At 44.1% G+C, this 20,543-nt stretch carries 19 protein-coding genes; 12 read left to right on the top strand and 7 right to left on the bottom strand.

What is annotated here, in order from left to right; translation table 11 throughout:
- Nucleotides 1–107 precede the first annotated feature (107 nt).
- Nucleotides 108–1,040, bottom strand: coding sequence for a nucleoside hydrolase (locus CRO17_RS02510; RefSeq protein ID WP_097038944.1), 933 nt, complete (start codon nucleotides 1,038–1,040; stop codon nucleotides 108–110).
- Nucleotides 1,041–1,139: 99 nt separating this feature from the next.
- On the opposite strand from CRO17_RS02510, the gene CRO17_RS02515 reads away from it, so the two are divergent.
- The gene (locus tag CRO17_RS02515) at nucleotides 1,140–2,084 is read left to right on the top strand and encodes a fumarylacetoacetate hydrolase family protein (protein ID WP_097038946.1); all 945 of its coding nucleotides are present in this window, start codon (nucleotides 1,140–1,142) and stop codon (nucleotides 2,082–2,084) included.
- A gap of 44 nt (nucleotides 2,085–2,128) precedes the next feature.
- Here the strand turns inward: CRO17_RS02515 and CRO17_RS02520 are convergent, their stop codons facing one another.
- From CRO17_RS02520 to CRO17_RS02530, 3 genes are all read right to left on the bottom strand, one after another.
- Nucleotides 2,129–2,386, bottom strand: coding sequence for an HPr family phosphocarrier protein (locus tag CRO17_RS02520; RefSeq protein WP_342748949.1), 258 nt, complete (start codon nucleotides 2,384–2,386; stop codon nucleotides 2,129–2,131).
- 173 nt (nucleotides 2,387–2,559) lie between these two features.
- Nucleotides 2,560–3,306 (bottom strand): GntR family transcriptional regulator, encoded by a 747-nt coding sequence (locus CRO17_RS02525; RefSeq protein ID WP_097038947.1) that lies wholly within the window; start codon nucleotides 3,304–3,306, stop codon nucleotides 2,560–2,562.
- Between the two features lie 123 nt (nucleotides 3,307–3,429).
- The gene (locus CRO17_RS02530) at nucleotides 3,430–4,872 is read right to left on the bottom strand and encodes a sodium/proline symporter (protein ID WP_097038950.1); all 1,443 of its coding nucleotides are present in this window, start codon (nucleotides 4,870–4,872) and stop codon (nucleotides 3,430–3,432) included.
- Between the two features lie 352 nt (nucleotides 4,873–5,224).
- On the opposite strand from CRO17_RS02530, the gene argC reads away from it, so the two are divergent.
- From argC to queF, 7 genes are all read left to right on the top strand, one after another.
- A complete protein-coding gene (argC, locus tag CRO17_RS02535) occupies nucleotides 5,225–6,262 on the top strand; it encodes an N-acetyl-gamma-glutamyl-phosphate reductase (RefSeq protein ID WP_097038951.1) in 1,038 nt (345 codons plus the stop codon).
- 13 nt (nucleotides 6,263–6,275) lie between these two features.
- Nucleotides 6,276–7,499 carry a bifunctional glutamate N-acetyltransferase/amino-acid acetyltransferase ArgJ gene (gene argJ, locus CRO17_RS02540; protein ID WP_097038953.1) on the top strand — a complete coding sequence of 408 codons (1,224 nt, stop codon included), beginning with the start codon at nucleotides 6,276–6,278 and terminating at the stop codon, nucleotides 7,497–7,499.
- Nucleotides 7,500–7,511: 12 nt separating this feature from the next.
- Complete coding sequence (gene argB / locus CRO17_RS02545; protein ID WP_097038954.1) at nucleotides 7,512–8,312, top strand: acetylglutamate kinase; 801 nt, start codon at nucleotides 7,512–7,514, stop codon at nucleotides 8,310–8,312.
- Nucleotides 8,305–9,483, top strand: a complete 1,179-nt coding sequence (locus tag CRO17_RS02550) for an acetylornithine transaminase (protein ID WP_097038956.1) — start codon at nucleotides 8,305–8,307, stop codon at nucleotides 9,481–9,483. The genes argB and CRO17_RS02550 overlap by 8 nt, the downstream gene beginning before the upstream one ends.
- A gap of 142 nt (nucleotides 9,484–9,625) precedes the next feature.
- On the top strand, nucleotides 9,626–10,522 hold the full coding sequence (purU, locus tag CRO17_RS02555; protein WP_097038958.1) for a formyltetrahydrofolate deformylase: 897 nt from the start codon (nucleotides 9,626–9,628) through the stop codon (nucleotides 10,520–10,522).
- A 13-nt stretch (nucleotides 10,523–10,535) separates the two neighbouring features.
- Nucleotides 10,536–11,426, top strand: a complete 891-nt coding sequence (gene rbsK / locus CRO17_RS02560) for a ribokinase (protein ID WP_097038960.1) — start codon at nucleotides 10,536–10,538, stop codon at nucleotides 11,424–11,426.
- A gap of 44 nt (nucleotides 11,427–11,470) precedes the next feature.
- Nucleotides 11,471–11,968, top strand: a complete 498-nt coding sequence (gene queF, locus CRO17_RS02565; protein WP_097038962.1) for a preQ(1) synthase — start codon at nucleotides 11,471–11,473, stop codon at nucleotides 11,966–11,968.
- Between the two features lie 44 nt (nucleotides 11,969–12,012).
- Here queF and CRO17_RS02570 read toward each other — a convergent pair whose 3' ends face one another.
- A complete protein-coding gene (locus tag CRO17_RS02570; protein ID WP_097038964.1) occupies nucleotides 12,013–13,020 on the bottom strand; it encodes an NADP-dependent oxidoreductase in 1,008 nt (335 codons plus the stop codon).
- A 137-nt stretch (nucleotides 13,021–13,157) separates the two neighbouring features.
- Between CRO17_RS02570 and CRO17_RS02575 the strand changes: the two genes are divergently transcribed.
- From CRO17_RS02575 to CRO17_RS02585, 3 genes are all read left to right on the top strand, one after another.
- A complete protein-coding gene (locus tag CRO17_RS02575) occupies nucleotides 13,158–13,595 on the top strand; it encodes a DUF2188 domain-containing protein (RefSeq protein WP_097038966.1) in 438 nt (145 codons plus the stop codon).
- A 135-nt stretch (nucleotides 13,596–13,730) separates the two neighbouring features.
- Nucleotides 13,731–14,642 (top strand): DUF1002 domain-containing protein, encoded by a 912-nt coding sequence (locus CRO17_RS02580; protein ID WP_245864560.1) that lies wholly within the window; start codon nucleotides 13,731–13,733, stop codon nucleotides 14,640–14,642.
- Between the two features lie 15 nt (nucleotides 14,643–14,657).
- Complete coding sequence (locus CRO17_RS02585) at nucleotides 14,658–15,044, top strand: RidA family protein (protein WP_097038967.1); 387 nt, start codon at nucleotides 14,658–14,660, stop codon at nucleotides 15,042–15,044.
- A 36-nt stretch (nucleotides 15,045–15,080) separates the two neighbouring features.
- Here the strand turns inward: CRO17_RS02585 and CRO17_RS02590 are convergent, their stop codons facing one another.
- Entirely contained in the window at nucleotides 15,081–16,304 is a 1,224-nt protein-coding gene (locus CRO17_RS02590; protein WP_097038969.1) for an MFS transporter, read from the bottom strand.
- 235 nt (nucleotides 16,305–16,539) lie between these two features.
- On the opposite strand from CRO17_RS02590, the gene helD reads away from it, so the two are divergent.
- Complete coding sequence (gene helD, locus CRO17_RS02595) at nucleotides 16,540–18,852, top strand: RNA polymerase recycling motor HelD (protein ID WP_097038971.1); 2,313 nt, start codon at nucleotides 16,540–16,542, stop codon at nucleotides 18,850–18,852.
- 36 nt (nucleotides 18,853–18,888) lie between these two features.
- On the opposite strand, the gene CRO17_RS02600 is transcribed toward helD, so the two are convergent.
- Nucleotides 18,889–20,322: an anion permease gene (locus CRO17_RS02600; RefSeq protein WP_097038973.1), complete on the bottom strand. Its 1,434-nt coding sequence runs from the start codon at nucleotides 20,320–20,322 to the stop codon at nucleotides 18,889–18,891.
- Between the last annotated feature and the right edge of the window lie 221 nt (nucleotides 20,323–20,543).

Consider the following 20,543-nt stretch of genomic DNA (forward strand, 5'->3'; position numbering starts at 1 on the left):
TAATCTGCCTTCTTTCCGTTTCATGCGTTTTAAGTTATCCACTTGTGGATAACAGCCACGGAATAGTATAACAAATTTCTTGTATATGTGCGATACCAATTATATGTTTAAGCCCTCATTAAGTCTAGAATGTAAGAGAAGAACGCATCATGATCCACATCATAGACCAATTTAATTCTTTTCCCGTCTTGATTTTCATATGTACGACCTTGTGATGGTCCATGTGCTTCCACACTTACAGACACGGACTTCTTCTTGACTAATGCTTCTTTTCCGACGGATGCAGTTGTCAGCACATCCCACAAATAGTAAGTGGAATTCGTCTCAAAGTGAACGAGCGGAGGGACAGCGGCATAGCTTTGGCCGACAAAATCCACACCTTCATGCTTGCGGTTTTTCGCCCAGTTGTTTCGGATATCCACAGTTAGAGGTACTTGATTCGTACTTTCCAGAGCGACCATGTCAATTAGTATGTCACTTTTCCAAACAACGTCCATGGCTTCCGGATCCCAGAAGGCATTCCATTCCGCTGTTCCATCATGCTCAGGTTCTTCCACGTTGCCATTCGGCAGCAAGGTGCCGCCCATCCAGACAAGCTTCTCAATATGCTGTTCAATAGAAGCATCCACCTCTAACGCTCGAGCTAAATCTGTCAGCGGTCCAATGAAGATGAGTGTTGTTTTCTCTTTTTGTGCTTTGAGCTTATCAATTAAATCTAAATGTGCAGGTTTTTCAGCCACCTTTGTTTGCACAGGAAGCTGTTCATTCAGAATTGGCAGCGCATCAACGAAGAAAGCGTGCATACGCCAATCTTTCGGAAAAGGATTTTTGCCTCGCGAAGTAGATGCAGCTATTTCCAATGTTTCCGGATCACCGAATTTGTCGTTAATTTTACGACTGGCTGATAATGCTGGTTCCAAATAGCAATCAGCTGGAATAACGGAACAGCCAATTAGATTTACATTTTCCATTTTCAGCAGCAGGTATAGCGAAATTAAATCATCTACACCGCCATCATGATTCAAGTAAACATTTTTCATTCTAAGACTCCCTTTCTTCTATGCTGTCTGACTTTCTTACTATATCATAGAAGAGAGAGTTAATTTCGAGTATTCAAACAATGAAGGGGGAACAGCATAATGAAGCTAGTAACCTATAAAGCTGGAAAAGAGCTGCATCCATATCGAATTGGAAGCAGTGTCGAGGGACGTGTCGTTGATCTGCAAGAGGCATATCGGCATTTTCTTCTGTCAGAGGGAGAAGTGGATTTAGCTATGTCGGTAGCGAGCCTGCTTCCCGCAGATCCGCATGTATTTTACCAAATGGGCCCCCAAGCACTGAAACGTGCTTGCCGAGCGGAGGCATTTGCACGCAGTGAGGGTCTTAACACAGTACAATACAGAGCAGAAGAAGTGAAATTAGGACCGCCAGTACCAAAGCCAGGCAAGATTATTTGTGTAGGGTTGAATTATAAGGATCATATAGAAGAGATGGGCAGGGAAATGCCGGAATATCCAGTTCTTTTCGGTAAATTTGCTAATGCAGTTTGTGCACATGACCAAGGCGTATACCACTCGAAGCTGACCGAAAAGCTGGATTATGAAGGGGAGCTTGCGGTTGTTATCGGCAGGAGAGCGCAAGAAGTACCGGAGAAAGAGGCAATGCAATACATAGCTGGCTACACAATTGCCAACGATGTGACAGCACGTGATCTGCAGCGGCGGACTCCCCAGTTCCTGCAGGGGAAAACGCTGGACAGAAGTGCGCCAATGGGGCCGTATCTTGTCACTGCTGACGAAATCGAAGATGTTTCCAATCTTTCTATTCGGACGTTTGTGAACGGGGAGAAGCGCCAGGACTCTAATACCGGACAGCTTATTTTCTCCGTTCCGTATCTTGTTTCATTCATTTCTGAGATTATGACGCTGGAGCCGGGAGATGTGATTATGACCGGCACTCCGAACGGTGTTGGTTTTGCCATGAATCCGCCGCAGTTTTTGAAAGATGGGGATGTAGTGGAGATAGAAATCGAGGATCTTGGCCAGCTTCGGAATCACATCATTCCAAAAGCCTCACGATTTTAATAAAAGACAGCTCACCGTTTCGGCGGAGCTGTCTTTTATTGGGTTTATTTTTCACTAATTTCAACAGGCAGTCCGTTACTTAAGAACACATCCCGCATTGCTCTTTTCGCTTCTTCCGCATCCTCGCCGTATATTTCCAAACGGAAAAAGTGAGAAGTAAGCACGGAATTAGAAAGACCGAGCATGCTTTTCGCATCTACTACTTTATTATCCATTACAAGTACAATGCTTGATTTGAATTGATTTGCAGTCTGATTAATATCTACAGCAACATGAATAAGCGTCTTTTTAGATCGCATCATCATTCTCCTCCTACTAGCATTTTGCCAAATCAAATTTTACAGCAGCGGGAAAGTGCAAGTGTATAATTTGTTAGCGCTTACAAGCTATTTGATTGCAGTATAACATATTTTTTTGGTAGTGCAACGATTTTCATGAAGCAATACAAAAAGCGCACGAGCAGTGCGCTTTTGATTCAGAAAAACTCGAAATTTTTCTCGCTTTGACGAAAGCTTACTTCGAATTTCCATCTCTTCGAATTAACGTAGTACACATTTACGTCCAGGGGTTCATCAGCTGCCGTATAAGATGTTCTAGTTACCTTGATTAAGGGAGTGTGTGCATCATCCAGCTGGAGGACATCCTTTAAGTAATCATCTGCCATAATAGCCTCGATCTCCTCATCCGCTCGTGCCACCTTCACTTGGAACTCTTCATTTAAGATTTCTGCAATAGAAAAGAAATTTTCATTTGATTGCAGTGATTCAACTGGGAAACGAGGATGCAGATAATGCTGCAAATAGATGATAGGATCGCCTTCATAAAAACGGATGCGAGTCATCTTGGTCAGCAGCGCACTGTCACCATCCGTTAACTTCAGCAGCGGTGAAATCGCAGCCGGTGCAGGTACTTTCTCAACATCGATTGTACGTGAAGTGATCTTTTCCCATTCGCTTAAGTAATAATTGGTGAACCCAGTCATTCTTGTCCATAGCTGTTTTGGACGATTATCAGATACAAAGGATCCGCGCCCTTGCAGCCGATAGATAAACCCGTCACTTTCCAGTTTGGATAAAGCCTGTCTCACAGGTGTTCTGCTGGCGTGATAAAGCTGGTCCAGTTCTTTTTCAGATGGAAGCTTTTGGCCTTCTTTATAGTATCCGCTCATGATCTTGCTGACAAGATCATCGTAGATGGTCTTATACAAAGACTTAATTTTCACATCGTCTCATCCTTTTAAATAGAATAGCTGAACCTAATGATAGGAAGGTTCCCCGGGAAAGTCAACGTTATGACGGGAAAAAACAGGTTTGCCGCTATTATCCTGGCAAACCTGTCTTTCGTTTTAAAGATTCATACTTTCTTCTTTCAGTGGAGCATTGTCACGCTGTTTAGTAAGTTTGCTTACAACAAGTAATACAAGTGTTGAAACAACTAAGCCTGGGATAATCTCGTATAAATACGCATCCAAGCCTAAACCTTTCCAGATTACCGTCACAAGAGAACCAGTAATCATACTGGAGAAGGCACCCCATTTAGTAGCGATATTCGAGTATAGACTGAATATAAGAACCGGCGCAAAGCTTGCTGCCAATCCAGCCCATGCATATTGAACAAGTGCAAAGACAGATTGTAAATTGAGCAGTGCTATACCAATAGCGAGCAGCGTCAGCACTACCATAGCTGTACGGCTGATAACAAGAGACTGTTTGCTCGAATATTCCTTTTTCGAAACGGATTTCCAAATATCACTTGCAATTGCCTGTGTAGTAACCATCAGCTGGGAAGAGAATGTTGACTGAATGGCGGCAAAGATAGCACCTACGATAACACCGGCAATAATAGGGTGCGATACCTCCATCGCAACAGTTGGGAATACATATTCTGGATCCTCCAAGTTAGGAAGCAAGACGCGGCCGATTAATCCAAGCAGGTTAGCTCCTGTCATAGAGATAATAATCCATGCCATTGCAATAATGGATCCCTGCTTGATGGTGCTGTTATCTTTAGCGGACAAAAAGCGCTGCGATATATGCGGCTGACCTGGTACACCAAAACCAAATGCAATATGACCGATAATTATACCGACTGCGAGCGAACCAATATTACCTGCTGCTGGAGAGGCGAGCAATGGATCAATACTTCTCACAGTGTCAAAGAAAGTGCCAAAACCGCCAAGCTGGAACAAAATCATATAGAGCGGGAAACCAGCTAGTACAAGTAACATCATAACCCCTTGCGTCACGTCGGTAACCATAACCGAACGATATCCGCCGAGAATGGAATAGCCTAAAACGAAGATACCGCTAAGTATAAGACCTGTATTGAAATCAAAGTCAATGACGGCATCTAATGTTTTACCTGCAGCCGATAGCTGAGACCCCATATAAGCAACAAAGAAAATAATGATGATGACGCTCGAGGTGATTTTTAATAAGTGCGATTTATCATTGAAGCGTTTTTCGAAGAAGTCAGACATACTCAGTGCCTCCGATTTCTCGGAAAACTTACGTAATCGAGGAGCAACGATAAACCAGTTCACGAAATAACCAATCAGGAATCCTGGCAGCATCCACATAGTGGAGATACCCGCAAGATATGCTTGGCCGGCAGCTCCGATGAATATCCATCCGCTGGAGTCAGTCGCTCCTGCACTAATAGCGGTAGAAAAGGCTCCGAAATTCCGGTCTCCTAGATAAAATCCTTCTTCCCCTTTTGATATAAATTTTTCAGCGGTGTATCCAATAATGAATACCGCAGCCAAGTAAATGATAAACGTGGCAATCATTCGTTATCTTCCCCTTCCTCTTTCATGCGGCTTGCTTGAATGAATGCGGCTAGCATTCCTAGTACCGGGACGATGACATATAAGAACCATATAAGCGGTGTCATGCAAGAACCTCCTCCATAGTTTTTTAGACAATAGGGACACTTCTCTTAACTTCTACCGTTGTTACATCATTTAATTGTGTTAGTCCGTGATGAAAACAATACACTAATTGTACATAGTATTATAAGTTGAGTCAAGAAGTGCAAAATCATGCTGAACTATAATTTCTTTATTCAGAACTATTGAATAAAAATACATACTAAAGTATAATTACTAATCAATTCGAACTTGTTCAGAGGAGGATGCAGTCTTGAAAGTAGCAATAATTGGCGGTACAGGTTATGGAGCGGTAGAATTGCTGCGTTTCTTGCATATACATCCATATGCAGAAGTAAAAACAATTATCTCCCATTCCAGTGCGGGAAAATCATTGACGGACTTTTATCCGCATACAGATGGGTTTATAACCGGAAGCTTAGAAACCTTTGATGTTAAAGCATTAAGTGAGCAGGTGGACTTTGCATTTTTTGCAGCTCCGCCGGGTGTAAGCAGAGATCTGCTCCCTAGACTTACAGAAGCAGGAATTCGCTGTGTCGACTTAGCAGGTGACTTTCGATTAAAGGAAGCTGCTGTTTATAAAGAATGGTATCAGCAGGATGCAGCTTCAGAAGAACTATTAGAGAAAGCTGTATATGGACTTCCAGAGCTGAACGCGGAGCAGATTAGCAAGGCTGATTTCGTCGCAAATCCCGGCTGTTATCCGACAGCAACGCTTCTTGGACTGCTGCCAGCAGTACATAACGGGCTCATTAACCCAGCCTCCATTATTATTGATGCCAAATCAGGACTCTCCGGAGCTGGCAAGACACCAACAGCCATTTCGCACTACAGCGAAATAAACGAAAATATAAAAGCGTATAAGCTAGGTTCCCACAAACATATTCCTGAGATTGAACAAGCGTTAGCTGGCATATCAGGTTCTCAGCATCCAGTCAGCCTTACTACACAGCTCGTTCCAATGACGCGCGGCATTATGGCAACGATGTATGCGGACCTTACAACCGATAAAACAGCATCAGAATTATTGGAATCATATGAAAATTATTATGAAACTCATCCATTTGTTCGCCTTAGGTCATTAGGCGAGTGGCCGGCAACGAAGGAAGTGGCAGCTAGTAATTTCTGTGATATAGGGCTTCACTTGGACGAACGCACGAATAGACTGACGATCGTATCTGTTATCGATAATTTGGTTAAGGGAGCAGCAGGGCAAGCCATTCAAAATATGAATATGATGCAGGGCTGGGAGCAGACAGCAGGTTTATGGACGCTGCCGGTTTATCCATAAAGGAGAGAATGAAATGATAAAGACAAAACAGGCGGCATATACAATCTTAGAAGATGGAAATGTCAGCAGTCCTGGCGGCTTCCAGGCTGGCGGAGCTGCTATCGGTTTACGAAAAGGAAATAAACTGGACCTTGGCTGGATCTACTCGGAAGTACCGGCATCTGCTGCTGGTGTGTATACATTAAATAGCTTTCGTGCTGCACCGCTTCTTGTGACGGAAGAAAGCATTCGTCAAGAAGGGAAGCTGCAAGGAATTGTTGTCAACAGCGCGAACGCCAATGCCTGTACGGGAGAAGAAGGGCTGATAAATGCTTATACTATGCGTCAGACATTTGCTGATCAGCTTGGGATTCCGACAGCGTATGCAGCGGTAGCATCAACAGGTTTAATCGGTGTCCAGCTGCCGATGGATAAAGTGATTGATGGTATTCATTCAATAGAGCTGCAAGGTCAGGCGGATGATTTCGCCCACGCCATTTTGACAACAGACACATGCACAAAGCAGGTTGCTGTCACAGTCTCTATTGATGGCGTGCCAGTTACAATCGGCGGCGCAGCGAAAGGTTCAGGGATGATCCATCCGAACATGGCAACGATGCTTGCCTTTGTTACGACAGATGCCGCCATCCCTGCTGATGTGCTGGAGCAGCTGCTTAAGCAATCGACCGATCAGTCTTATAATATGATCACGATAGATGGAGATACGAGCACCAATGATATGGTACTTGTGCTTGCAAACGGAAAAGCCGGCAATAAGGAGCTGCATCCAGGCCACGCGGATTGGGAGAAGTTTTATGCAGCGTTCCATTATGTGTCACAAGAGCTAGCGAAAAAGATTGCCCGCGACGGGGAAGGGGCAACGAAGCTTGTGGAAGTGCGTGTACAGCATGCAGCAACGGCAGAGGAAGCTGGTGCGATCGGGAAGACAATCGTTGCTTCTAGTCTTGTAAAAACAGCCATTTATGGGGCGGATCCAAACTGGGGCAGAATCATCATGGCTGCTGGAAACAGCGGCGCAACGTTTAACCCGAATAATATTTCTGTTTGGCTAGGTGACGTGCAGGTTGTCCAAGCAGGGAAACCAGCTGCATTTGATGAGCAATCGGCTAGTAAACAATTGAAGCAGCAAACAGTAGTAATCACGATTGATCTGCAGGAAGGATCCGAAGAAGCAACTGCCTGGGGCTGTGATTTATCTTATGACTACGTCAAAATTAATGCTTCCTACCGGACGTGAGGGGGCTGTCTGATGAAATTCTTAATTATTAAATGCGGCGGCAGCATCATTGATAAACTGCCGGACAATTTTTATGACAATATCGCTGCGATTCAAAAGCAAGGAGACTGGAAACCGATCATTGTGCATGGAGGCGGGAAGCTGATCAATGAACTGCTGCAGCAAACGGGAGTAAAAGCAGAATTTATAGATGGGCTCCGTGTCACAACGGAAGAAGTGCTTGATGTGGTGGAGATGGCATTAAGCGGAGCGATGAATAAATTTCTCGTCCGGAAACTGATGTCCAGAACGAGCGCGTACGGAATCAGCGGACTTGACGGAAAGCTGCTTTATGCAGAGCCTGTAGCCAATGCAGCAAAGCTTGGGCTGGTAGGAACGGTAACAAAAGTGAACACCGCGCTGATTGAGCAGATTGTTGAACAAGATAATATTCCTGTCATTTCACCGCTTGCTGGCGGAGAAGATGATGCGAGGTTCAATATAAACGCTGACCTGGCAGCATCTGCTATTGCACGGGCGCTTCAAGCAGAATTATGCTTTATCAGTGATATACCAGGCATTTATCGTCAAGTTGACGGTGAGAAGCAAATGCTGACCAATGTAACCGATGATGAATTAAAGCAGATGATTCAGCAAGGTTTGATTAAAGACGGCATGATTCCGAAAGTCCAAGCAGCTTTAGAAGCACTCAAACAAGGTGCGGAAAAAGTTACGATCGTCAATGGGCTAGCTGAAAATAGCTTGCTTCAGCTTGTAGATGGAAATGTCGAAGGAACGACTATTACTTTATCAGAGGAGGCTTACCATGTCTGAAACGAATGCAGCAGTGTCATCGGTCATGCCAACGTACAGCCGATTTCCTATTTCCATTACGAAAGGGGAAGGCAGTTATGTTTGGGACGAAAACGGAAAGCAATATTTGGACTACACAGCTGGTATTGCTACATGTAATCTAGGTCATGCACCAGCTTCTGTTAAAGGGGCTGTTAAAGAACAGCTCGATACGTTATGGCATTGTTCGAATTTATACCATATTCCTATTCAAGAGCAGCTGGCAAATCTGCTTACCGCGAACACATTCGCTGATCAAGTATTTTTCGCAAATAGCGGAGCAGAAGCGAACGAAGCAGCAATAAAACTAGCCCGAAGCTATGCGCAAAAGGTGAAAGCAACGTCAGCTTATGAAGTGGTCACGTTTAGCCAGTCTTTCCACGGCCGAACGTTAGCGACACTCGCTGCAACTGGACAGGAAAAAATTCAAAAGCATTTTGCACCGCTTGCAAAAGGTTTTCGCTATCTTCCATATAATGATAACCAAGCATTGGAAGAATTGATTGGACCAAATACATGTGGTGTGCTGCTGGAGCTTGTGCAAGGAGAAGGTGGTGTGATTCCAGCTGATCCTGCTTGGGTGAAAGAAGTAGAACGTCTTTGTAAAGAGCACGATGTCTTGCTTATGCTGGATGAAGTGCAAACAGGTGTCGGCCGAACAGGCACACTTTACGCATATGAGCAATATGGTGTCCAGCCGGATGTGATGACAACAGCAAAGGGGCTTGGTTCTGGTATTCCGATTGGCGCTATGCTGGCAACGGAAAAGGCAGCGGCCGCTTTTGAGGCCGGCAGCCACGGCAGTACTTTCGGCGGCAATCCAGTAGCCGCAGCAGCTGGAAAAGCAACGCTTGATGTAATCGCCCATACAGAATTCCTGGCAGAAGTGCAGGAGATAGCCGATTATTTCCGGGAAGAACTGCAAACGCTTGTTACGCAGTCTTCTGCTTTTACGGATGTACGCGGAAAAGGCTTGCTGCTCGGCCTTGGAACAAGTGGGAAGGCAATTGAACTCGTTCATCAAGCGCGAGAGCTCGGGTTACTCGTACTTGTAGCTGGTGAGCATGTGCTGCGAATTCTTCCTCCTCTTAATACGAGCAAAGCAGAAATTGAATTCTGTCTGGAGACACTCAAGCAAATTACTATTGTATAAAAGAGTTAGCAGCTCACACAATACATACGATTCCGGTCAGTTGGAATCGTATTTTTTTGTTTCTCATCCCTGTTGTGGAAATAGGGTACAATCGTTAAGATAAAAGAATTAAGATATAGGAAAGTATATTAGGAGGATAATCATGGCCGTGCATTTTCTTGAAAAAATCAAAGCATTTCAGCAGCAAAATGAAAACAGATATCGAATTGTCATTTCTTGTCCCGATCAGCCGGGGATTGTGGCTGCAGTATCCGAATTTCTTTATAAGCAAAAAGCAAATATTATGGAGTCCAACCAATATACAACCGATCCAGACGGCGGCAGCTTTTTCTTGCGCATAGAATTTGAATGTCAGCGAGAAAGTGATACCCATCAGCTGGAGGAAGACTTTCAATCTATCGCAGCACATTTTCAAATGGATTGGCAGCTTGTGCGCGTTCGCGATTTAAAAAAATTGGCGGTTTTCGTTTCGAAAGAACTGCATTGCTTACAGGAGATTCTTTGGGAATACCAAAGCGGCAATCTGATGGCGGATCTGGCGGTGATTGTCAGCAATCATGAAGATGCCCGTGATCTAGCGGAAGCGTACGGTATACCGTTTCACCATATTCCGGCTAATAAAGATATTCGCCAGGAAGCAGAGCGCCAGCAGCTTTCTGTGTTGAAACAGTATCAAATTGATACGGTAATCTTAGCAAGATATATGCAGATATTAACGCCGGCTTTCCTGGAAAACTATAAAAATAAAATCATCAACATCCACCATAGCTTCCTGCCGGCCTTCATTGGTGCTAAACCATATGAACGCGCATTTGAGCGGGGGGTTAAGCTGATCGGAGCGACAAGTCACTATGTCACATCTGATTTGGACGAAGGACCAATCATTGAACAGGATATTCATCGGGTCAATCATAAAGATAAAGCAGCAGACTTAAAACGCGTAGGCCGTCTAGTAGAGCGCAGTGTGCTGATGCGGGCAATGAAATGGCATGTGGATGACCGTGTGATCGTGTTCGGCAATAAAACGATCATCTTCTAAAGGGGGACTAGCTATGCTGAAAAAGCCGAAACTTACAGTAATCGGGAGTTTGAATATGGATTTGACGGCAACAGCAGCGAAACGGCCGGCAGCTGGTGAAACGATACTCGGCGAGCGTTTTGAAACCTTTCCAGGGGGCAAAGGAGCCAATCAAGCTGTTGCAGCCGCACGGCTTGGGGCAGATGTCAGCTTGATTGGGATGGTCGGACAAGATGCTTTCGGCGATGAATTGGTACACGTCCTGGAGCAGGAAAATGTTCGTACAAACCATATTGGCAGAGCGGCAGCATCTTCTGGAGTCGCTGTTATCCAAGTGGTAGAGGGAGACAACAGCATCACTGTGATCCCGGGGGCAAACTTTCAGTTAACACCAGCGTCTATTAAGGAAAAAAAGGATGTTATCGAATCGAGTGATATTGTCCTCATCCAGCTAGAAATCCCAATAGAAACAGTTGCCGCCGTCGCTGCATATTGTCAGGAAGTGAAAGTCCCTTACATACTGAATCCTGCACCAGCTCAAGCGCTGCCTGAGGCAATTATTCAGCAAGCAAGCTACATCACACCAAATGAATCAGAAGCTGCTATCTTGTTTGAAGATACAAACAAGGCGCTTCAGGAATTTCCCGACAAGCTTGTGATTACAAAGGGAGAGAAAGGCGTTGTCTATAGCGGAGGAACCATAGCTGCTTATCCTGCCGAAGCAATTGATACAACGGGAGCTGGTGATACATTTAACGCTGCGCTCGCTGTAAGACTGGCTTCTGGCAGTCAGCTGGCTGACGCTTGTCGCTACGCAAATGCGGCAGCTGCTTTGCAAATCGAAACACCTGGAGCACAAGCTGGCATGCCGACAGAACAAGACGTGACGACCTTCATGAGACAAAACGGAGAAAATCCTTTATAATAAAAAACGCTTGTGCAATATAGCAACAGCAAGGAGGAAATACAATGGCAGGAAGAAATCCAGAAGAAATGGAAGACGTAACATTGCTAGGCAACCAAAACAATGTCTACGATTTCGATTATAAACCTGAGGTTCTTGAAACCTTTGATAATAAACACGTATACCGCGATTATTTCGTGAAATTCAATTGTCCGGAATTCACAACACTGTGCCCAATCACGAACCAGCCCGATTTTGGTACCGTGTATATCAGCTACATTCCAGATGAAAAGATGGTCGAAAGTAAATCATTGAAGCTGTATCTATTCAGCTTCCGCAACCACGGTGATTTTCACGAAGATTGCATCAACATCATCTTGAACGACCTGAAAGAACTAATGAACCCGCGCTACATCGAAGTATGGGGCAAGTTCACACCACGCGGCGGAATCTCCATCGATCCATACGTCAACTACGGCCGTCCAGGCACGAAGTATGAGCAAATGGCAGATCATCGTATGATGAATCATGATTTGTATCCGGAGAAAGTGGATAATAGATAATTAGAAAAAAGCTAGTGAGCCAATCGGCATCACTAGCTTTTTTGTTATTCCGCTTCCGCTACTTTCACCAATTGCTTCCCTAAATTCTCACCTTTGAACAATCCAAGAAATGCATCTGGTACGTTTTCAAAACCGTCTACAACGTTTTCTTCGAAGGTTAGCTTGTCTTGTTTGAACCATTCAGACAGCTGTTTTTTACCTTCAGTGAAGCGTTCGCTATAGTCAGCTACGATAAAGCCTTGCATTTTAGCTTTAGATTTTACAAGGTAGCCGTGAATGCGCGGGCCTTGGTCTTCTTTTTTATTGTAAGAAGAGATGCTGCCGCAGAGCGGGATGCGGGCATGGGCATTCAATAATGGATACACTGCGTCAGATACAGGGCCGCCGACGTTGTCGAAGTAAACGTCTACGCCATCTGGGCAGGCTTTCTCTAATGCTTTTGCTACATCTTCTTCTTTGTAGTTGATTACTTCATCAGCGCCTAATGTGTTTTTCACGTAATCGAGTTTCTTTGGTGACCCGGCAATGCCGACAACGCGTGCGCCGAGAATTTTGGCGATTTGTACAACGGTGGAGCCAACTGCACCGGCAGCACCGGAAACAACGACTGTTTCACCAGACTTCGGTTCACCGATATCTGTTAGGCCGAAATAAGCGGTAAGACCAGGCATGCCGAGCACTCCTAATGCAGTGGAAACTGGTCCGAGCTCAGGATCGACCTTTTGCAGTGTTTCTGCATTTACTGCGCTGTAGCGCGCCCAAGGCAGATTGCCTAGCACATAGTCGCCTTTTTGGAATTTATCAGATTGTGATTCTGTTACTTGTCCGACAACGCCTCCGGAAATCGGAGCATCTACTTCATAAGGAGCAACATAGGATTTTGCATCGCTCATTCTGCCGCGCATATAAGGATCTACACTAATATAAATACTCTTAACTAGCACCTGTCCTTCTTCAAGTTCCGGGACTTCTGTTTCGACAAAGCGGAAATTCTCCTCTGTTGGCATGCCTTCCGGTCGTTTGGCTAATTGTATTTCTTCATTTGCTGCCATAGGGCATCATCTCCTTTTTGGTAATAGAGCAATTGTAAAGCGGGACATTCCTATATACAACTCTTTTGCTTCCGGTGTTTTACCAGAGGAAGATAGGGAATAATACATATACGAAAACAAGCAAAGGAGTTTTTAGCATGCCTTGGACAATGGACGACTATCCTGCTTCACTGAAAAACTTGGACAAACCAGTCAAAAAGAAAGCAATTGACATTGCGAACGCGATGCTGGACGAAGGCTATGAGGAAGGCAGAGCAATTCCGATTGCTACTAGTCAGGCGAAAGAGTGGCATGACAATGCTTCGGAAAAAGAAGTGAAAGACTTTATGAAAAATGGTGATCCAACCGAACGAGATGATGATGCTTCTCACAGTAACCCAGATTTAATGGATAACGCCGAAGAAGTTGTACCGCACGATGGCGGCTGGGCAGTGCAGGCAAAAGATGCGAAACGACCTTCAAAGGTATTTGATAACAAACAGGATGCAATCAACCGAGCAAAAGAGATTGCCGATAATAAAGGAACAGAGACAATCATTCATAAAAAAGACGGATCTGTTCAGAAACGTTCTTAGTGGAAAGCTGCATCACAATAGTGCAGCTTTTTTATATTGTCTTTTTTGGCGGTCTAAGATATAGCTTTATTTATTTCATGAAAAGTTTATAATGAGAAAGCAAGACCATTTTGAAGAAAAGGTGGAATATTTTCCATGAGTTGGTTAACAAAATGCATGGCGGCTTGTGTTGCATTTGCCCTGGTGCTTAGCTTTGCCTTTTCCGATGTTGTATCCGCAAATACTGGAAAGAACACGGATAGTATTAATGAAAAATTCGGCTTGCCGATTGTCGTTGTTGGAGATTCGCTGTCAGATGCACAAAAACAGCAAGTTAGAGAAGATCTTGGCGTAACAAATACAAATAATGTAGAGGAAATTGCAGTTACAGCAGATGATATCGTGAAGTACATAAATGGAGATGCCAATTCCAGAATGTATTCTTCCGCAATGATTACGAGAGAAGATGAAGGACATGGTCTGGAAATAGAAATTGTGACACCAGATAATATTACAGAAGTAACTGTGGACATGTACAAAAATGCTCTGCTTACTGCAGGAATTGAAAATGCAACAGTAGAAGTTGCATCTCCAGTGAAGGTGAGCGGCCATTCAGCGCTGACAGGTATATACAAAGCGTATGACACAGCAGATGGCAACTTGGATCCGGAGCGGACAGAAGTTGCCAATGATGAATTGGATCTGACGACAGATCTAGCGCAGCAAGAAGGGCTGGATAATGAAAAAGTAACCCAGCTCATGACAGATATTAAACAGGATATTGCCGAACAAAACCCTGCCACACGGGAAGAAGTGGAGCAGATCGTATCCGATCAGCTGAGTAAGCTGGAGATTAGTTTAAGTGAAGAAGACAGACAACTGTTGATAGATCTGTTTGATAAAATGCGTCAGTTGGATATTGACTTTGATAGCGTTAAAAACCAATTGGAGGATATCGCTAGCACGATTCAAGGTAAGATTGACGAAGTTGCCAACAATGATGGTTTTTGGCAGGGCGTGAAGGATTTCTTCAAGTCTATTGGGGATTTCTTTAAAAATCTATTTTAATTAGGAGAGAGACATATGCGTAATATCATTCAAACAGATAAAGCACCACAGGCAATCGGACCATATTCACAAGCGATTGAAACTGCTGGTACGGTATATATTTCCGGACAAATTCCTTTGAACCCGGAAACAGGAGAGATGGCGGAGTCAATTACAGAGCAGACAGAGCAGGTAATGAAAAACTTGACTGCTATTTTGGATGAAGCTGGTTTATCATTTGACCAAGTTGTTAAAACAACCATCTTCCTGACATCTCTGGATGACTTTGCTGCTGTAAATGAAGTGTACGGACGTCATCTATCCGAGCCTTATCCGGCACGTGCAACAGTAGAAATTTCTAAGCTGCCGAAAGGTGCCAACGTAGAAATCGAAGCAGTAGCTGTGCGCAGCTTTAATATGTAATCAAAAAGGATTGCCGAAATAAATCGGCAATCCTTTTTAAATCGAGTGAGCTCGTGTGCTGCTGCGGCCGTTCTTGATATGTGCCGTGAGCAATGTGACACCGCATATAATAAGCAATGCACTTGTCATATAGAAGACGGCGGAGAAGCCGAAATAACCAGCCATTATGCCGCCCATGATGGGACCGATAAAATTCCCGAGGAAGCGTAAGCTGTTATTGTAGCCGAGCACTTCCCCTTGCATGCTGATAGGAGCAGCTTGGCGGATGTAAGCTACGCGCAGCGGGATGATTCCGCCAATTGCCATGCCTAGAAACAGCCGTATTACAGCAAGTTCCCATACCGAATTCACCAGGGCGCCCGGAATATAGACAATTCCGGCAGCGAAGATGAGGCCAATCAGTATCTTAACATAACCAATGCGGTCGCCCAGTTTACCCCACGTTCTCGTCATCAGCAAGTTGCCCAGCCCGGCAGCAGAAAAGGCAATTCCAGAATAAAAGGCGATGTTTTCTGGTCCGTGCAGTTCTTGTACATAAAGAGATAGGATAGGCTGCACACTGAAGTTAGCAATCTGAATTAAGGAACTTAAAATCAGAACGACTAACAAAATTGGATCTCGTAAAATATGCGCCAGCACTTCTTTGGAGGTATAATGTGATTTTTCACCTTTTTGGATCTTAACGAGATATTCTTTTGTCCCGCATGTTACTAACAGCGCAGAAGTGAAAACGCTTAACGAAACAAGGAAGAATGTACCGTGGAACCCGATGCTGTCAGCAAGAATTCCGCCAAGCAGAGGGCCGAAAAGCATGCCGGTAATGCTTCCAGTCTGTAAGGTGCCGAGCACACGTCCAGCGATGTGACTTGGTGTTTGTGTCGAGATAAACGCTTGGGATATCCCGATAAAACCAGTGAAAATTCCCATAAACAATCGCAGCATAAACAGCTGCCATACATTTTCGGTGAAACCAAGCAGGAGAATCGAGATCCCCATGCCGAAGGAAGTTATAATTAAAATCAATTTCCGGCCGTAACGGTCACCTAGCTTTCCCCAAAATGGAGAGCAGATAAAGGCAGTAACAAAAGTCACGCCAAAAATGATGCCGGACCAGCTTTGCACTTCTCGTTCTGATAAAGTGCCGAAAGATGAAATATATAAAGATAGAAATGGCATAATCATACTTAGGCTCGCCGAAATGAAAAAGTTGGCGAACCACATGATAAACAGGTTGCGTTTTGCGAGCTGTTCGTCCGTCATTAGATGGATAACACTTCTTTCGCGTTAATATTTCGATACCCTAACTAATTATATACAAGGATAGAAAGGATATGCAATGAGATAGCTTGGAAACAGGCGGGATAGGGAAGAATTGCAGGGGGACAATGAACATGGTAAAATAAAGGATGTTCTGCTATATAACATAATTTAGCAAACCATATAAAATTATACATTATTTATATATAAATGTCAATTGTTTTGGAGGGACGTCGGTATGTCAGAAGAGGAAAAAGATTTGCAGGGTGAACAAGCCCGTGTTGCCCGTGTCCAAGAGACAATAGAAGCAAAAAGAGAAAAAACAGCAGGACTTATTCAAGGTCTTCGAGAGAAGGTTATTGATCTTCGGAAGAATTTTTGGGAAGACGTAACGGTCAACTTAGATGAGCCGGATGATGTGAATGAGACGCAGGCCAGCTTAAAACAGCAAGCGGAGCTGTTAGGAGAACGAGAACGAACGCATCAGCAGATTCACAATGAAGTGAAGACACTTGACCGCTTGCAGCGTAATCCTTATTTCGGCCGAATTGATTTCCGTGAAAATGGTGCAGATCATGAGGAGGAAATTTATGTAGGGCTGGCTAGTTTAATGGATGAGAAGGAAGAAGATTTTCTCATTTATGATTGGCGTGCACCGATTTCCAGTATGTATTATGATTTTTCACCAGGAGATGCTTTCTATGAAACAATTGAAGGCACGATTGAAGGAGAAGTTACACTAAAGCGCCAGTTCATTATCCGAAATGGCAAGCTTGTGGCGCTGTTTGATACGGGTGTAACGATTGGCGACAGTCTGCTTCAATATGTACTAGGCGGCAATGCCAGCACGGAAATGAAAAGCATCGTTGCGACCATCCAGAAGGAGCAGAATCAAATCATCCGGAACGAATCAGCGGCCAATTTGATCGTACAAGGAGCGGCTGGAAGCGGAAAAACATCGGCCGCGCTTCAGCGGGTTGCTTATTTGCTGTACCATTATCGCGATCGTATTACGGCAGAGAATATAGTTTTACTTTCGCCTAACCCGCTGTTCAACAGCTATGTGTCCAATGTTCTCCCAGAGCTTGGCGAGGATAATATGAAGCAAGCAACTTTTTATGCGCATATGCACGGGCAGCTAAAAGGAAAAGAAACGATTGAGACACCGTTTGAACAGATGGAATATATGCTGCTTGCTTCTGGCGGAGAAAAAGAGAAGCGGCTGGCAGGAATTCAATATAAAGCGAGTCTTGATTTCAAGAACTATATTGATGACAAACTAGAAGAGTTCAAGCGTGCCGGTCTCATTTTCAAGGATGTCAGCTTCCGTAAACAGCGCATCGTGAGCAAGCAAGAAATTCAGTCGCATTTCTACGGCCTTTCCAATACGCTGCCCCTTGCTAATCGAACGGAACTGACAGCGGCATGGATTGTTGAGAAGCTTCGAGCATGGGGAGATTGGGAAACACGAAAAGATTGGGTGCGGGAAGAAGTCGAGCTGATGGAGAAAGAAGACTATGTGGAGGCTTTCTCAGAGCTGCAGAAAAAAGACCGCTCCGAAACAAGTGACTTTGAAGAGAATAAGCAAGAAGAAGAGATTCTCAGAAAGTGGGTTGTGGAACGAAAGCTTCGCCCGCTGATTGAAAAAGTCCTGAAGCATGCCTTTATTAATGTGAAGAAATCGTATTTGCGAATGCTTACTGCAGAAAGACGGCCAGAGATGCCGGCTTCATGGCCTGCATTAATCGAAGCGACCAAACAGAACCTCATGCAGAAGTATATGAGCTGGGAAGATGTAACGCCATTTGTTTACTTCCGTGACAAGGTGCTGGGAGATCGTTCCGATAAAACCATTCGTTATGTATTGATTGATGAAGCGCAGGATTATTCTGCCTTCCAGTTTGCTTACTTGCAGCAGGCATTTCCTAATGCACGGATGACGTTGCTGGGAGATATCAACCAAGCGATTCAAGCGCATTCTCTTACTGGCGAAAATGTGCTGTCTGGTAATACTGCTGACAGTCATCGGATTGAGCTATGGAGAAGCTACCGGTCCACAAGACAGATCGTCGACTTTACGAAAGAGCTGTTGGAACATGCAAAGCATATCCAGCCGTTCAACCGTGATGGCGATTTGCCGACAGTAGCGAAAGTGAAAGATGAATCCGAACGACGCAGCATGATTTCAGAGAGAATCCGAGCTTTGCAAGCAGCTGGTTACGAAACGATTGCAGTAATCGCTAAGACGAGCAAAGAAAGCAGAGCAGCTTATGACTGGATTAAAGAAGAAATGGAAGCAGATTTAATAACAGAAACGACGTCCCAATACAAAAAAGGGCTCTCTGTCATTCCTGCTTATTTAGCTAAAGGAATTGAATTTGATGCCGTTATTTTATATGATGTATCGGATATGGCATACGGTCATGAATCAGAGCGCACACTGCTGTATACAGCATGCACACGTGCGATGCACGAATTGCATATGTACAGCAATGGTAACTTAAGTCCATTTATTGAGACAGCAGCAGAAACAACGTATAAAAGCCTATAAAAAACAGGAATCCGAGCAGGATTCCTGTTTTTTGCTTTACCATAGACCAATGATTTTCCACCAGACGCCGCCAATGCCGATCCAGACAATCAAATGGATAATGGAGATGATGAAACCGAGTCCCCACCATTTTTGCTGGGAGACAAAGCCTGCACCGAAGAATACTGGAGCAGGACCGCTGCCGTAATGTGTCAAACATCCGAACAAGTTACTGAAGAATGCTAATAAGAGAGCTGACAATAACGGCGGTGCGCCAGCCGCTACAACAACGGACAGAAAGGCAGCATACATCGCACTCACATGTGCAGTATTACTAGCAAAGAAGTAGTGCGAGTAGAAATATACGATTGCCAGACATAGCAATGCTACCGGCCAGGACAGCGTACTCACGACATCACTCATAATATCACTGAACCATGGTACTAATCCGAGTTCATTTAAGTAATTTGCCATCATAACAAGAACAGCGAACCAGACAAGTGTGTCCCAAGCGCCTTGCTCTTGCTTGATGTCAGACCAAGTCAGCACTTCTGTCAGCAAGAGAACAACTAAGCCGATAAATGCGGCAGTTGTTGAGCCAATACCAAAGCTTCCGCCGAAAATCCAAAGGATGAGCAGCAAGAAGAATACAGCAATCATGAACCACTCAGAACGCTTCAGTTTTCCCATGCTTTGCAGTTTCTCTGTAGCCATTTCGGTTGCTTTTGGTGTTTCTTTGATTTCAGGCGGGTACAGCTTGAAAATGACAAATGGAATGACAATCAAGCTAATAATACCAGGAACAATAGAAGCAAGAATCCAGCTGCCCCAGGAAATGGATTGTCCAGTGACACTCTCTGCAGCACTCGCTGCCAGCGGGTTTGCTGCCATTGCTGTTAGGAACATCGCGGAAGTGATTCCATTACCTTGATAAGACGCTGTAGTCAGGAAAGCCCCAATTTTGCGTTCCGTACCGTCTCCGCTTCTGGAACCGTAAGAATTCGATAAAGATTGGATGATTGGAAAGATAATCCCGCCTGCACGTGCTGTGTTCGATGGCATCGCTGGCGAAAGAATTAAATCACTTCCGATTAAGGAATAAGACAATCCTAATGTCTTTTTACCGAATAAGCGGACAAATAGATACGCAATCCTAGAACCAAGGCCAGTCTTGATAAAACCTCTCGAGATGAAGAATGCGATAACAATCAGCCAAATTGTGCTGTTTTGAAATCCGCTAAGTGCTTCCTCTAATCCAAGTGTGCGTGTCAATACGATAGCTGTTAAAGATAAGATGGCGACACTTCCCATCGGCATTGGCTTGATAATCAATCCGATGATGGTTGCTACAAAAATAGCCAATAAATGCCAAGCTTCTTCTTTAACACCATCAGGTGAGGGAATGAACCAAAGAATTACTCCGATTAAAACTGTAACTAGGAGCGGAATCCATTTGACTTCCCGTTTTGGTTTGTTAGATGAATCAGCCATAACGAAGACCCCTTTAGTAAAGTAAATTATTAATTGCATATATTATATTAGCACAAAAATATTGATATAAAAGGATTCAGCTAAGTAGAGATATATTTCTATTTGATTAAAAAAACTTATTAAATTAAACATTTTAAAATAATTCTAATGTAGTGAAAATATGAAAAAAAATACCTCACACGAAATAAGTATCTTTGTTTCCGTACCCCTTAATTCCCGGT

Source organism: Terribacillus aidingensis (genome assembly GCF_900215625.1).
GTDB lineage: Bacteria > Bacillota > Bacilli > Bacillales > Amphibacillaceae > Terribacillus > Terribacillus aidingensis.